General features: G+C 44.2%; 12 protein-coding genes. 5 read left to right on the forward strand and 7 right to left on the reverse strand.

The window, feature by feature from the left end; translation table 11 throughout:
• The first annotated feature begins 495 nt into the window (after window positions 1-495).
• The 4 genes from HUW51_RS24070 to HUW51_RS24085 all read left to right on the forward strand — a co-directional run bounded on the left by HUW51_RS24070 (window position 496) and on the right by HUW51_RS24085 (window position 4,595).
• Window positions 496-2,229: a phospho-sugar mutase gene (locus tag HUW51_RS24070; RefSeq protein ID WP_185272123.1), complete on the forward strand. Its 1,734-nt coding sequence runs from the start codon at window positions 496-498 to the stop codon at window positions 2,227-2,229.
• A gap of 183 nt (window positions 2,230-2,412) precedes the next feature.
• Entirely contained in the window at window positions 2,413-3,186 is a 774-nt protein-coding gene (locus HUW51_RS24075; protein WP_185272124.1) for a class I SAM-dependent methyltransferase, read from the forward strand.
• A gap of 107 nt (window positions 3,187-3,293) precedes the next feature.
• Entirely contained in the window at window positions 3,294-4,010 is a 717-nt protein-coding gene (locus HUW51_RS24080; protein WP_185272125.1) for a YqjF family protein, read from the forward strand.
• Window positions 4,011-4,154: 144 nt separating this feature from the next.
• Window positions 4,155-4,595 carry a hypothetical protein gene (locus HUW51_RS24085; protein ID WP_185272126.1) on the forward strand — a complete coding sequence of 147 codons (441 nt, stop codon included), beginning with the start codon at window positions 4,155-4,157 and terminating at the stop codon, window positions 4,593-4,595.
• A 343-nt stretch (window positions 4,596-4,938) separates the two neighbouring features.
• On the opposite strand, the gene HUW51_RS24090 is transcribed toward HUW51_RS24085, so the two are convergent.
• Window positions 4,939-7,881 carry a DNA polymerase III subunit alpha gene (locus HUW51_RS24090; protein ID WP_185272127.1) on the reverse strand — a complete coding sequence of 981 codons (2,943 nt, stop codon included), beginning with the start codon at window positions 7,879-7,881 and terminating at the stop codon, window positions 4,939-4,941.
• 10 nt (window positions 7,882-7,891) lie between these two features.
• Complete coding sequence (gene dinB / locus HUW51_RS24095) at window positions 7,892-9,058, reverse strand: DNA polymerase IV (protein WP_185272128.1); 1,167 nt, start codon at window positions 9,056-9,058, stop codon at window positions 7,892-7,894.
• 151 nt (window positions 9,059-9,209) lie between these two features.
• Here dinB and HUW51_RS24100 point away from each other — a divergent pair, with 151 nt between their 5' ends.
• On the forward strand, window positions 9,210-9,515 hold the full coding sequence (locus HUW51_RS24100; protein ID WP_228466887.1) for a helix-turn-helix domain-containing protein: 306 nt from the start codon (window positions 9,210-9,212) through the stop codon (window positions 9,513-9,515).
• 5 nt (window positions 9,516-9,520) lie between these two features.
• Here HUW51_RS24100 and HUW51_RS24105 read toward each other — a convergent pair whose 3' ends face one another.
• From HUW51_RS24105 to HUW51_RS24125, 5 genes are all read right to left on the reverse strand, one after another.
• Window positions 9,521-10,216: an SOS response-associated peptidase gene (locus tag HUW51_RS24105; protein ID WP_185272130.1), complete on the reverse strand. Its 696-nt coding sequence runs from the start codon at window positions 10,214-10,216 to the stop codon at window positions 9,521-9,523.
• 290 nt (window positions 10,217-10,506) lie between these two features.
• Window positions 10,507-11,988, reverse strand: coding sequence for an alginate lyase family protein (locus tag HUW51_RS24110; RefSeq protein WP_185272131.1), 1,482 nt, complete (start codon window positions 11,986-11,988; stop codon window positions 10,507-10,509).
• A gap of 321 nt (window positions 11,989-12,309) precedes the next feature.
• Window positions 12,310-12,600 carry a hypothetical protein gene (locus HUW51_RS24115; protein WP_185272132.1) on the reverse strand — a complete coding sequence of 97 codons (291 nt, stop codon included), beginning with the start codon at window positions 12,598-12,600 and terminating at the stop codon, window positions 12,310-12,312.
• 115 nt (window positions 12,601-12,715) lie between these two features.
• Entirely contained in the window at window positions 12,716-13,960 is a 1,245-nt protein-coding gene (locus HUW51_RS24120; protein ID WP_185272133.1) for a DUF4153 domain-containing protein, read from the reverse strand.
• A 54-nt stretch (window positions 13,961-14,014) separates the two neighbouring features.
• Window positions 14,015-14,338, reverse strand: a complete 324-nt coding sequence (locus tag HUW51_RS24125; protein ID WP_185272134.1) for a hypothetical protein — start codon at window positions 14,336-14,338, stop codon at window positions 14,015-14,017.
• Window positions 14,339-14,369: the final 31 nt, after the last annotated feature.

Consider the following 14,369-nt stretch of genomic DNA (forward strand, 5'->3'; position numbering starts at 1 on the left):
TGTTGCAAGGTATTTTAAGCAAATATTTACTTTAAAAAATTAAGTAAATTTTACCTTTATAGGCGCCTGCCCGGGGAGCATAACCTTTAAACCTCTTTTAAAAAAGCAATTACGGTAATAGCTACTATCCGGTTTAAAATATAAAATTTTTAAAATTTTGCTAAATCCGGCAACTGCCAAGCTGATAGGTTTTAATATTTACTTTTAAACTTAGGTTTTTATATCCGGATGGCGTTAAATTTCGTACAGTACACACCCAGAATGAAACAGATTTATATAGCAGCATTTTTTAATTTTGTTTCGGTAAAAAATTGCCCGCTTTAGTTACCTTGGTTGGTATAACCGAAAGTTTCTTTTGCGGCGCGTATAAAGTTGCCAGATAACTAAATTAACTTAATTTTTTCTCATTACTTAATAGTATATATAAGATTACTGGTTTGCGTATAACTAGTATAAAAAACGATTTATATCCACATTCTAATTTTAAATAAAACTATGATTGACCCAGCTATCCAAAGTAAAATAGACGCCTGGTTAAACGGACCCTACGACGATGCCACCAAAGCGCAAATTCGGGAACTCATGACCGGTACCCAAAACGAGTCGCTAACCGATGCCTTTTACCGCGACCTGGAATTTGGTACGGGGGGCCTCCGGGGCTTAATGGGGGTAGGTAGCAACCGCATGAACCGGTACACTTTGGGAGCCGCCACACAAGGATTAAGCAATTATTTAAAAAAATCATTTCCGGGCGAGCAAGTGAAAGTAGCCATTGCCCACGACAGCCGTAATAACAGCCCCGAGTTTGCCCAAATTGTAGCCGATGTTTTTAGCGCCAACGATATCAAGGTATTTTTCTTTGAAGAATTGCGCCCTACGCCGGAGCTATCTTTTGCCATTCGGCACTTAGGCTGCCACAGCGGCGTGGTTTTAACGGCCTCACATAATCCCAAAGAATACAACGGCTACAAAGCTTACTGGAACGATGGCGGCCAGGTAGTAGCTCCGCACGATAAAAACATTATTAACGAAGTAAACGCCATTACTTCCATCGAGGACATTAAGTTTACAGCCAAGCCCGAAAACATTCAACTGATTGGCAACGAGGTAGACGAAGCTTACCTGGAGCGGGTTGCCGGTTTATCTATCTCCCATGATGCCATTAAGCGCCAGCACGATTTAAAAATTGTGTACACGCCATTGCACGGCACCGGTATTACGCTGGTTCCCCGCATTCTGGAGAAACTCGGTTTTACCAACGTTACCATCGTGGAAGAACAAGCCACCCCGGATGGTAATTTCCCGACGGTAATTTACCCCAACCCCGAAGAAAAAGAAGCCATGAGCCTGGCTTTGCAAAAAGCCCAGGAAATAGATGCCGATTTAGTGCTGGCCACCGACCCCGATGCTGACCGGGTAGGTATTGGCGTAAAAAATATTCACGGCGAATTTGTGCTGCTCAACGGTAACCAAACCGGCAGTTTGCTTATTTATTATTTAGTAAAAGCCTGGAACGACGCGGGTAAATTAACCGGCAAAGAATTTATTGCCAACACCATTGTTACCACGGAACTCATGAACCGGGTAGCCGAAAAATACGGAGTAAAATCGTACCAAACACTTACCGGCTTTAAATACATTGCCGAAGTAATCCGGGGCCTGGAAGGCAAAGAAACGTTTATTGGCGGCGGCGAAGAAAGTTACGGTTATTTAATCGGCGATTTTGTGCGTGATAAAGACGCCATTGCTTCCTGCGCCATGATTGCCGAAATGGCCGCCGTGGCCAAAGACCAAGGCAAAACCTTGTACCAGCTCATGATTAGCATGTACGAAGAGTTTAAGTTTTTTAAAGAAGACTTAATTTCTTTAACTAAAAAAGGCCAGCGCGGTCAGCAGGAAATTGCCGAAATGATGCAGGCCTTGCGCGACAATCCGCCACAGGTAATAAACGGCGCCCGGGTACACGAAATCCGGGATTATAAAACCGGCATTATTAAAAACCTGGAAACCGGTACCGAGCACACCATTGATATGGAACGCTCCAACGTGCTGCAGTTTATTACCGCCGATGGCTCTAAAATATCGGCCCGGCCATCCGGCACGGAGCCTAAAATTAAATTTTACTTTAGCGTGCAGCAAAAACTGCCTTCCGAAGCCGACTTCGATCGGGTAGATGCCCAGCTTACCCGCCGCATCCACGAGATAATTGCGGATATGCAGTTACGTTAATTTTTTAAAATTTTAAATTTTAAGCCTGATGTGTTTTTCGCATCAGGCTTTTTGTTTTATACTTTTTTATTAAATTTATAATAACAAGCACAAGCCAGTCACTACCCGGCATCCCCTACTTCGGAGAGGTTTACACCACTTTTTTAAAATTATTGCTTCGTTCCACTCATATCTTTTGTAAGCATGTTACATCTAATAAACAAGATTACTCCTGCCGGCCTGAAGAAGCGAGTTAATGTATTCTTACACCAGGGAGATAAATACTTTTGCCCTTTTTGCCACTACTCCTCTAAAAACTTAGCTCCTATTGGGTTAGATATTCCGGTTAACCGGGAAAAACAAATTATTGGCGGCGGCCGAAGGTTAGGTGGTTGTTACCAATGCGGCTCTACCGACCGCGAAAGATTAATTTACGCGTATTTAAAAGAAAAACTTTTGCTGTTTGATGCAGACAAGAACAAAAGCATTCTGCACATTGCTCCCGAAAAGCAGTTATCCCGGGTTTTACTTAATTTTAACTTTCGCCAATACATTTGCGGCGATTTGTTTACCCCAGGATACAGTTACCCGCCGCACGTTCAAAACATGAATGTTTTAGACATACCTTATCCCGATGATACCTTTGACCTGGTTCTCTGTAACCATGTTTTAGAGCACGTTCCTCCGGATTTAGAAGCCATGCAAGAACTCAGACGCGTTTTAAAAAAAGAAGGTCAAGCCATTTTGCAGGTGCCTATTTCTAAGAATACAGCAAAAACATTTGAAGATTTCTCGATCTCCGATCCTCAACAAAGGGAAATAATATTCGGCCAAAAGGACCACATTAGAATTTATGGTCAGGACTACCCCCAACGACTAGAACAAGCCGGCTTTAAAGTAGCCCGACTAAACTTGTTTAACGAGTTTAGTCGCTACGGCATAAACCCGGACGAAGACCTTTTTATAGGCACCAAATAAGTTTTATACTTCCGGTACATTTACTTTCCGGTTATCCTTTATAATAATTAAATCCTACTTCCTGAGATTCTTCGTATCTGGTAAAGGTAAACCACCCGTTATCTTATATGAGTTTTTTAACTGCTGAATGGCGCAAGCTGGCCATTGCAAATTACGAGGTAAACCCTACTGTACTCCAACCTTATTTACCTTTTGGCACCGAACTGGATTTTTGGGAAGACCAATGTTATGTAAGTTTAATTGGCTTCCGGTTCTTAAACACGCGCTTGTTAGACTTTAAAATCCCTTTCCACGTAAATTTTGAAGAAGTTAACCTGCGTTTTTATGTAAAAAGAAAAGTAAACCAGGAGTGGCGCCGGGGTGTGGTATTTATTAAAGAAATAGTGCCTTTACCTGCTTTGGCCCTTGTGGCTAACATTTTGTACAACGAAAAGTACGAAACCCGGCCGATGCAATACCACTGGCGCGAGCAGGAAAACAACCAGGAAATAGCCTACCAATGGAAAATAAAAGGCAATTGGCAAGTAATAAGCCTATTGGCCAATAAAGAGGCTATCCCGATACCAATTGGTAGCAAAACGGAATTTATTTCGGAACATTATTGGGGATACGCCCAAGTAAATAATTTAAAAAGTAATCAGTATGAGGTTACCCACCCCCGCTGGCAGCAATACGCCGTTACAGATTACACCATCTCGGTAGACTTTGAACTGAACTACGGCAAAGCATTTCGTTTTTTAAATAATTGCGTTCCCAGCTCCGTTATGCTTGCCGAAGGCTCCGCAATAACCATCGAAAACAAAACCAATATTACCCCCAATTAAAAGCTGCGCCGTTTGCCACGCGTTATTTACAGATTATCCAATATTTTATAATTATCTATATATCAGCAATATAGATTTAAAAATATTTATTTAAAACTAACAACTTTTATTGGGTTTTACCGGTAGCTTATACTTTAATAAACCATGGAACTACAAACTATCCTAAGCACCGACAGCGCCGTTATACAGGTAAATCTGGCAAGTAGCTACATCGAGTTAGAATGGTTAACTCACCCGAGCAGCCAGGTTTTCCGGGAAGTAATTATCCAGGCTCAGACTTATGCCCAAGAGCATCATTTAACCAAATGGCTGTGTAATATTCAACAAGCAGATTTTATAGAATCCGAGGACCAGAAATGGTTAGTAAAGCACGTATTTACCGCTTTCGACCCGGTTTTACACCATAACTATGCTTACATCATTCAGCCCCGGGTGTCAGAAGTAGTGAGCGCTTACCACATCCACGACTTAGTAGAATTAGACGCTAATCTCCAATCCAGAATAAAAGTAGCCATATTCGTAGATATCGATCACGCCCTCCAATGGCTGTTTGCCCCCATCTCCCAAAATGAACCATTTTCTTAGCCGGAAGAATCTACAACCAGATAGTAGCAAGTATTGTAATCGGGAAGCCTTACATATTGAAGTAGCTTTGTCTTTAAATAGCCGCAATTGACATTCAATTGTATGGGATCTAGTATTACAGCAGAGAACAATCAAAGTTAAAACAAGGCAAGTTGCGGAGAGAGTTTGGAGAGAAAAGGAAAAATTTAAGACCTTCCCTGTTTATTCTTTTTAAGCAGAGTAACCGCGGATGCCGTAAAGGTTTGCGGGATAATAAATAGCCATATTTTTTAAAAATTATAATTTGAAGATGAATTGGATTTGGGTTGCAGGTTAGAAATTTAAAAAACGCTCGCCGTTACGCTTAGCCGTACCGGGGATCTTTCTGGAAAGGGAGTTTGGCCATTTTTTCTACTTCCATGCTCGGGAAACCAAATTCTTCGACAATTTTGCCGTACAGCAGATAAATACCGTTGCCTTTAAACGGCCAGTGCTTGAGTGATTGCGGAAAGTGGACGGTATCGAAAAAATCGCCGCTGGCGTCCAGGAAAGTACCAAACTGCATCACTTCGCCTTTGATGGTGCGCACGTATTTGGTCGTCACTAAAACGCCCATCATGCGCACTTTCTGATTCAGGTGCAACAGCATGTTTTTGGTTTTTACATCGCCCCGATGTGGGGTTTGCAGCAAATCAAAATAAGTGCAGGTAACCGGGAAGCCCAGTAATTCCATTTCGTCGTAAGCGTCCTCAATGCGCGTGTGGCACAGGGTGGGCAGCGTAAACTGCCGGGCGGGTTCCCGGAATAATACATTTGCCGAGGGGTTCGTTACTTTATGCCCCAGTACCAGATGCGCTTCCCAGAGTAATTTTTTTTTATCCTGACCGGTAAACCGGAGTGCCTGCACCCGGATTAAAATTAACAATTGTTCCAGGGTAATTTGGGTGCGGGTAACAAAGTCTTCCAGGCTGGTATAAAGACCATTCTGCTCCCGTTCGGCCATAATGGTACTGGCTACTTTTTGCTCTAAATTCTGGATGTGAATAAAGCCCAGGTAAATATCCTGCCCGTAAATGGTGGTGGTTACGTTACTGCGGTTGCAACAAGGCAAATGCATGGCGGCCCCAGCTTTTTGCGCTTGCTGCACGTACACCCAGGTTTTGTAAAAGCCGCCGAAGTTGTTGATTACCGCCACCATAAACTCCAGCGGGTAGTAGGTTTTTAAAAATAAGCTCTGGTAGCTTTCCACGGCGAACGAGGCCGAGTGCGCTTTGGAAAAAGAATAGCCGGCAAATGATTCTACCTGTCGCCAGACTTCCTTGATTAAGGCTTCGGGGTGGCCTTTGGCGCGGCAACTATCATGAAATTTATTTACCAGTTTTTCAAATTCTTTCTTCGACCGGAACTTCCCGCTCATGGCCCGGCGCAACACATCGGCGTCCGATAAATCCAGACCGGCAAAATGGTGACAAATTTTAATCACGTCTTCTTGGTACACCATTACCCCATAAGTTTCTTTCAGTTGTTCTTCCATCACCGGGTGCAGGTACTGAATTTTATCTGGCTCGTGAAACCGCTGGATGTAGGCCCGCATCATGCCCGATTGCGCCACGCCTGGCCGGATAATGGAGCTGGCGGCTACCAGGGACAAATAATTATCGCAATGCAATTTTTTGAGTAAACCCCTCATAGCTGGGCTTTCGATGTAAAAGCAGCCAATGGTATCGCCGGATTTTAATTGTTGGCGGACCTTTTCATCGGTTTTAAACCGGGCAATATCGTGGGTATCGATGGTGATTTTTTGATTTTGCTGTACCAGGTTTTTGCATTCTTTAATGTGGCCAATACCGCGTTGACTCAGAATATCCAGCTTCTCGAAACCAATGCTTTCGGCAGTGTACATGTCCCACTGGCTGGTCGGGAAACCTTTGGGGGGCAAATCCAACGCGGTGTAGTTGGTAATGGGAACTTCCGAAATAAGTACCCCGCCGGCATGGATGGAACGGAGATTCGGAAAATCCGAGAGCAAGCGACCGTACTGCAGAATTTTTTTGGTAATATGGTCGGAGTTAGCGGCTGTGTGCGGGTTTTCGACCAGCGCATCTAATTCGGTTTTGGGTAAGCCGTATACTTTGCCCAGCTCGCGCAGAATAGAGTTATGCTGAAACGTACTCATGGCGCCCAGCAAGGCAGTGTAGCCGCGGCCATACCGTTTAAAAATATAATCCAGCACTTCGTCGCGTTCGTTCCAACTAAAATCAATGTCAAAATCCGGCGGGCTCGTGCGCTTGGGATTTAAAAAACGCTCGAAATACAAGTCCAGCTCAATCGGGTCCACATCGGTTAAACCCAGACAATAAGCCACCACGCTATTGGCTCCACTCCCCCGCCCGATGTGATAATAGTTACGCTTGCGGGCATAAGTAACTACGTCTTCGGTAATCAGGAAATACGCGGCAAAACCTAATTTATCGATGATGCCCAGCTCATGCTCTACGCGTCGTTTAGCTTCCTTGTTCGATGCGGTATACCTTTTTTGTAATCCATCCCGGGCTAATTTTTCCAGCAGCAATTTATCGTCGTAAGCGGTGTTGGTAAAATGGCGTTTGTTCTTGCGGCTCTCAAAATCGAACGTAAAAGTGGCTTGCTGCACTAATTTTTCGGTGTTCCGGATAAGTTCGGGAAAACGCTGGTATTGCGTCAGCAGCTTGGTGCAAGCATAAAAGCAAGCATCCTGGGCCACGCCATGTTCCGGCCTTAACTGACTCAGCAAAATATTATTATCTACAGCCCGCAGATGCTGGTGCAGGTGGTAGCCTTCCTCGTTTTGGCAGGTGAATAGCGGCTGCATGAGTAGTTTAGCGCCTTGCTGTCGTAAATCCGAGAATACTAATTTATTTAAATCCTGGGGGCTAACGCCGATAAATTCATGCTCCTGGAGTTGCCTGTTTTTACCGGCGGCAAACGGGTAAATAATAATAGCCTGCGTAAAAGCTGGGGGCGCAGCGGGCAAAGGCTGATGCCGCAGCAAGTGGTAAGTTAAAAAACTGTTAAGTTCCTCAAAGCCTTTTTGGTTTAAAGCCAGGCCGGTATACAGCAACTGGTTATCGCGCCGAAACTCCATACCCACCAGCGGCTGAATGTTTTGCGCCAGGCAAGCTTTAATAAAAGGAAATACACCCGAAGTGTTGTTAATATCGGTTAAGGCTAAAGCTTTATACCCCTGAGCCCGGGCTTCGGCGGCTAAGTCTTCTACCGACAGGGTGCCGTAGCGCAAACTATAATACGAATGGACAAATGCCAGCATACGTTGTTTTTTATCTTAAACCTGATTTTAACCCTACCGCCCGCTGCACCGCCGTGTCGCCGTAACGTACCCGGATTTTATCCATGGCCTGGTAGAGGTTCGCCATTTCGGCGGTATCTTCAAATAAATCAATCTGCTGAAAACCCTGCACCAAATTGCTCAACCGCACGCCCAGCAGCCGGATAAGCAAGCGCCGGTTATATAATTTTTGAAAAAGTTCTTTCGCTTTGCGGATTAAAACGTGGTCGGCGGCATTGTACGGAATGGTGAGTTGCTGGGTGTGCGTATCGAAGTTGGCGTACCTGATTTTTACCGTAATGCAACCTGCCAGCTTGCCTTGTTTGCGTAGTTCAAAGGCCAAACCTTCGGTCATGGAAACGAGCAAATTGTTGAGTTTACCAATATCGGTGGTGTCGGTACTGAAGGTTTGCTCCGTGCTGATGGACTTTTGCTCGGAGTAAGGAACCACGGGAGCCCCGTCGATGCCGTTGGCTTTTTCCCAGATGCTCACGCCTTCTTTGCCCAGTACTTTCTGCATCATTTCTACCGGAATCATGGTGAGCACCTCAATGGTGGGAATGCCCATGTTGCGCAAAAGCTGATAATTTTTTTGCCCCACGCCCGGTATTTTTTTAATGGAAAGCGGCGCCAGAAAAGGCTTTACTTCCGCGGAGCGTACCTGCATTTTACCGTTGGGTTTCGCCTGCCCCGTCGCAATTTTAGATACCGTTTTGTTGATGGATAAGCCAAAAGAAATGGGCAAGCCGGTTTCCTTGATGATTAGATTCCGGAGCTCGTTGGTCCACTGCCAGGTACCGTGAAACCGGTCCATGCCGCTCACGTCCAGGTAATGCTCGTCGATGGATGATTTTTCGTAAACTGGCGCCTTCGCCGCAATTACCTGGGTAACGTCCGTAGAATACTTACTGTAAGCTTCCATGTCGCCGCGCAGTACAATGGCTTCCTGGCAAAGCTGCCGGGCCATTTTCATGGGCATGCCGGCGTGTACCCCAAAATACCGCGTTTCGTAACTGCAACTAGCCACCACCCCCCGGTCCGACATTCCTCCCACAATCACGGGTTTGCCCATTAGCTGGCTGTTGCGCAGCCGCTCCACCGATACAAAAAAGGTGTCCAGATCAAAATGGGCAATGGTTCGCTGGTCGTTGAGTAGCATATAATCAAGAAGTTAGAAACCTACCTGGTACTGCATTTGGTAAAATGATTAGTTTTTAAGCAAATATTTTTGGTAAAATGTAACCAAATAAATCATACTTGCGCTATATTTAACTAATTATTTTAGCATTTATACTAAAATACCTAGGAACATGTTTCTACCCTCGAACTTAAAATGGTTACGACAGTTGAAAAAAAAGACGCAGGAAGACGTAGCGTTTGCCTTAAACATCAAACGCTCGACGTACAGCGGTTACGAGAATGGCGTGGGCGAACCGAGCCTGGATAAGCTAATCCTGTTGGCTAATTATTTTAAAATTACCCTGGATGGGTTAGTAGCCCAGGATTTAAGAGAAATAGCTATTAGCCAGCTCCCCCGCACCGACGGCACCCTGGAAAATCCGGCCTGGAAAAACGCCGTACCATTTCCCTCCATGCGTGTGCACCGGGAAGAGTAAAATTTTTAAAAAAGATTCAATTGCTCGGGTAAAGCAGGCCAGGTATACGGCTCCAGAATATCGGGCTCGTTATAACCCGGCGTGTTTATTTTTTTAGAAATGGTATAAGCCGTCATTTGGTCGGCGGGAAAAGCTTTAATCTGGTCCAGGTAATTCTGGCTCTTGGAATAGTATTGCAGCCAGACCATTTCTTCGCCGGGCGGCAAAATAGCGGGCATACGGTCATGCAAGGATCTTATGAGTTCATTAGGGTCCAGCGTAATCACGCTGAAGAAAGTAGCTTCCTGCCCGGTCTTCGAGTTTATTTTCTTATCCCATAAACCCGCCATGGCAAATACATCCTTATCTTTTAACTCCAATCGGTACGGAATTTTAAAATTTTTCTGCACCGTTTGCCATTCGTAAAAGCCATCAACCAGAATCAGACAGGTTTGCCCTTTTTGCAACAATTGCGTGTAATAGCTCCAAAGCAGGAGCTTATCCTGCCGGGAGTTACTGAGCAAATCGTTTTTGCCATTAATCACCATCGGAATGCCCCAGGCTAAAGATTGCAGCTTGTCCGGTTGTTCACTGGTAATAACGGGTAAGTTTTGGGAAGGCACCGCATTGTAAACCGGCTCCAGATCAGCCTCGTTGATATAAGGCGCAAACCGATGTTCTACCGGTACTCTTTTCTTGGTTTGAGAAGCCCGTCCGCACATGGTTTACTAGGTCGTTGTAGTTTAGGAGGAAAGACACAAAATTGTAATAGCAATTTACCGAATTACAGATTAAATATCAATTACATTCTAGTTTCACAATACTCAATTGTGCGGTATCTCAATTCAATGATTTAGATTTAAAGCAGGAATAGAATATCTTAATTTAAGTAAAAAATTTCTACTCATTTCCGGAGAAGCCATTAAAAAAGGCTAAAAACAAAACAAGGTGATCACGAAGATAAAGTTTATCCTATCTTTTACCATCATAGTATTCAAGCTATTTGCAAGCTTTACTGACTGCTTACATCAAGCCCTTGCCAGGGCAAATATGGTTCGGTTAAAATAGAGGGGTCGTAGCCTTCCCGGAAACCCTGATCGTATTTTACTAAAAAGCGTTCGAGTTCCTGCACAGTTTTCGGGTGGTCGCGGTAGGCATACTGCGCGGTACGGGCTACTTTTCTAAAATAATTAGGCTGAATTTTTTCGGTATTATTCATTTTCTTCTCGCCCAGCATGTAGGGCACCATAAACAAAATAGCTTTTTCTAAGCTTTTACCGTCTTCTTCCAGGGTCCAGAGGTTAATGCCCTGGATAGATAAAATACGCGCCAGCCGTACCCAGGCTTGTAAGGCTTTGTTGCTGTACATGTTGGGTTTAGCCCGATCCAATTCGTGTTCCAGACCGCCATCGGCGTTCATTTCGTCGGATAAGCGTTCTTTAATGCGGGGCAAACGTTGGCGGGCATACGAGGTATCGCCGCCGTAAATAGCAAAGGCCGCCCGCATGCTTTCGTAGATCACCCCAATGTTGCCAACGGTTCTTTTATCGGCTTGTTTACCGGTGGGGCTGTTGGCCATCCAATCGGCCATATCGGCGAACCATTTCCGGATCTGGCGGTCGAACTCGGGCGTGTAGTGCTTGCTGGTTTGCAGCAGCAACAAGGCATCCACAATATCCACGAGCTTCTCTCCTTCTACGGCCGTTTCTATCCGGATTTTCTTTTTCCCCGGTATGAGTTGGGCGTAATCCAGATTAGGGTTCATGCGGGTAGCCGGATCCAGAAAAAATTGCTGGCAGTACTCAATGGCGCGGGCCGCAAACTTTTCTTTTTCTACGGGGTCGCTGCTGGCTACGTAAGCCAAGGCTAAATCCGGCACCACTTTACCGATGCCTTTTTGCAGCTTTTCGGTGTCGCCAATTTTTTTGCTTAAACCGTTGCCTTTGCCATCTATTTTTTCCCAGCTGCCATCGGGTTGCTGATGCCAGTAAGGGGCCACGGTATTAAAATTGTGCTTATCGTCGGTATCTACCATGTAGGTTTTGGTGGTAATTACCTGAATGGGTTGCTGCAAGGCTTTGTACCCGTTGGTAATGGCTTTTTCTACTGCTTTGCTCAAAAGCAGATTACCGGAAGAAGCAGCCCGCAAATTTTTGTTTAATAAGGCCGTATTGGTCATTACGCCGCGGGCACCTGGCTTAACCGGTACGTCGGGTAATTTTTTACCGGAAGGAGTTATTTTTTTAAATTTTGTGGTGTCTTGCGCTGCCTGGCGTTTCGGTACCTGCTTTAAAGCCAACGTTTCCGGAAGAGCCGGTGTTTCCTGGGCAACCAGCCGGGTTGCTGTATTTACTTGCGGAGTAGAATCGGGCAAAAGTTTAATATCGGCAGTTGAAGGCAAAGCAGTAGCGCTTTGATTATTTTCCGTTTTTTTTTCGAAAGTACAAGCAATGGTTAAATCAAAGCAAAGTAAAAGCAGAGCAAATTGTTTCATAGGAATCAGTATAACACCAAACCAGCCTTTTCGGTTGAGATTTACGCGAAAAAATTATACCAGAATTAAATCTTTTCTTTTTTAAATCTAAAACATGGCATACAATCTTCTAACGATAAAGCAACGTGAAGTAAGGTAAATAGCACTATATTTCTTTAGTTAGCCTACGAACAAAGTACCGGTTCTCTTATTTTTTGCAGTTAATTGCTTGTAATAACCGATCCTGGTACGGGGTATACCAACAACAGATTTTATACGCTTCACATTACCACTACCCCAAACCAGGAACCGGTATCATCTTTATCCTGGATAAATTTTAATTTAACTGCCGGCAAACGGTGTTCCCAGTATTCCTACTGCCAGTTCTAACCAAATCAGGGCCAAGGCCACAAGAATAGCGGCGCAAATAACTACCCGGCGATTGATTGTACTTACCTTTCTTATTACCAGTGCGCATAAAAGCCCCGTGCCGAGCAACAATACAGCGGCCACTATAAAATCGAACAAGGACCAGTTTACTTCTGCAGTAAATTGCATGGCCACGAAAGGGATAAACAACAGCAGCGCTACTATGAGCACCATGCTCCATAATCTTTTGTTTTGCATAATCATCTGTTATTAAATTTTTAAAATTTTAGAATTCCAATCCTATAAAATCAGGCATCTTATTTATACTGTATTACCTGAATCACTTTATTAATACTGTTTTTTTAATTCATTTCACTTGCTATTTAAAGTTGAAAAGTAAAGGAAAAATGAAAACTACGATTAATGTCCAGATAAAGTAAATGGGCAAGTACCTTGCAATGGCTTGACCTACTGCGCTAATAGCAACTTTTTGGGTAATGTTTTTATAAAGCATAACCGTTATTAGAAGCAGATGAACCATTATTAAAACATTAGCGCCCAGCACCGCCACGCGGTTCGGCGTAATCCCCCACTCCACTAAACGAAATAATATGGCCGATAACGCAATGCCATTTACCACTACCGTAACAAAAGCCAGTAGCAAAAGCACGCCGGTGTTTAAAGGAGCAATGGGTTTATTTGAGCTTTCGGCCACAGAAAAGAATATTAAAGCCATTACCCCCATTAAAAGTAGGTTAAACAGCAACAGAAATTCGCGGTCGTTGTAAGGGTCTTTGCCCGAAAAGATAATGGCACCCAAATAAATAACCAGCATTACGAGTACCAACGGGCTGAATACTTTGGCAATAACCGGTGACACTTTGTTTACCAGTTGCGGGTTAGTCTGGGTAAGGTGGGTGGCTACAATAGGCACGGCGGGCAATCCAAAAGCAGCAACGTATTTAAAATAAAACTGATCGATGGGTAAGTTTATCAGTAAGAATAAATTTATGGTGATCGCCGTCATAATAACGCCAGCAATTCCCAGAAGCGCACACATTACAGCCAAATCGCCGTTGAAACGCAAAAAATCCAGCCGTTTTTGGGTTGAACGAAAATCGTCGCCGGCAAACGAAACTCCCAAAACGGCCCATAGCAACAAAGGCAAATGGATGCAGGCTAAAATTAAAGTATCGCTTTCGGGTTGGTGGGGCAATAAGTTAATGTATACCAAACAAACAAGCAGAACTCCAGCCAGGAACGCTTTCTTGTTACCAGGAATTTTGTTTTTCCAGACAAAATAAGCTGCTAAAAACGGGAACACGATAAAGCCGATATTACGCGGATAAAAGAATTCTTCGCTAACAGCGAAAATTGCGGGCCATTTAGCCAGCAAACCCGCCAGCAAACAGGCCAGCACCACAAACTTAAGTTCTTTAGCGGATCCCCAGGCTATTTCGTCGGTTTCGTAACGCAACCTTTCGTACCAGAAGTTGGCCAGTACATTATTGTTTAATTGGGGGTAAATCTCCTGAAATTGTTGCTTAAAAGCGGCTTTATTGTTTCGGTATAGCTGCTCCAGTTGCGCTGGGTCGTGGAGGTGAGCTAAAATGTCGTCGCGCATGGCTAAATTTTAAAAATTTAAAAAATGATACTGAGGTAAGTATATGCTTATTGTTTAATCCCAGTGCCCCGTTACACTCAGGGCCGCAATTAAACTTAGCCACAATATCAAGCAATAAACCAAGGCGCAGCTTATATTTACGAGCCATTTTCTCCCATTGCTTCCTTGTCGCGCTGGCTCCACCAGGTAGTAAATTATTCCGCCAATAGCGCCACCTACCGAAACCGTAAGCAAAGGTAACAACACCCAAGCTCCATAATCCACGTCCATAGCCTGTAATTGCACAATAAAAATAGTAACGAGCCCAAGCGCAATTAAGGCTCCTTGTCCAGCACGTTTACCTACTGTTTGGGTCTGAATTTCTCTGGGAGTCATCATAATGGGATACTGGTTTTAGAATTAAAAATAA

Origin of the sequence: Adhaeribacter swui, from assembly GCF_014217805.1 — a bacterium.
GTDB lineage: Bacteria > Bacteroidota > Bacteroidia > Cytophagales > Hymenobacteraceae > Adhaeribacter > Adhaeribacter swui.

Coding starts and splice junctions, on each gene's coding strand:
- HUW51_RS24070 (WP_185272123.1), top strand. CDS start 496: ATGATTGACCCAGCTATCCAAAGTAAAATAGACGCCTGGTTAAACGGA.
- HUW51_RS24075 (WP_185272124.1), top strand. CDS start 2,413: ATGTTACATCTAATAAACAAGATTACTCCTGCCGGCCTGAAGAAGCGA.
- HUW51_RS24080 (WP_185272125.1), top strand. CDS start 3,294: ATGAGTTTTTTAACTGCTGAATGGCGCAAGCTGGCCATTGCAAATTAC.
- HUW51_RS24085 (WP_185272126.1), top strand. CDS start 4,155: ATGGAACTACAAACTATCCTAAGCACCGACAGCGCCGTTATACAGGTA.
- HUW51_RS24090 (WP_185272127.1), bottom strand. CDS start 7,881: ATGCTGGCATTTGTCCATTCGTATTATAGTTTGCGCTACGGCACCCTG.
- dinB (WP_185272128.1), bottom strand. CDS start 9,058: ATGCTACTCAACGACCAGCGAACCATTGCCCATTTTGATCTGGACACC.
- HUW51_RS24100 (WP_228466887.1), top strand. CDS start 9,210: ATGTTTCTACCCTCGAACTTAAAATGGTTACGACAGTTGAAAAAAAAG.
- HUW51_RS24105 (WP_185272130.1), bottom strand. CDS start 10,216: ATGTGCGGACGGGCTTCTCAAACCAAGAAAAGAGTACCGGTAGAACAT.
- HUW51_RS24110 (WP_185272131.1), bottom strand. CDS start 11,988: ATGAAACAATTTGCTCTGCTTTTACTTTGCTTTGATTTAACCATTGCT.
- HUW51_RS24115 (WP_185272132.1), bottom strand. CDS start 12,600: ATGATTATGCAAAACAAAAGATTATGGAGCATGGTGCTCATAGTAGCG.
- HUW51_RS24120 (WP_185272133.1), bottom strand. CDS start 13,960: ATGCGCGACGACATTTTAGCTCACCTCCACGACCCAGCGCAACTGGAG.
- HUW51_RS24125 (WP_185272134.1), bottom strand. CDS start 14,338: ATGATGACTCCCAGAGAAATTCAGACCCAAACAGTAGGTAAACGTGCT.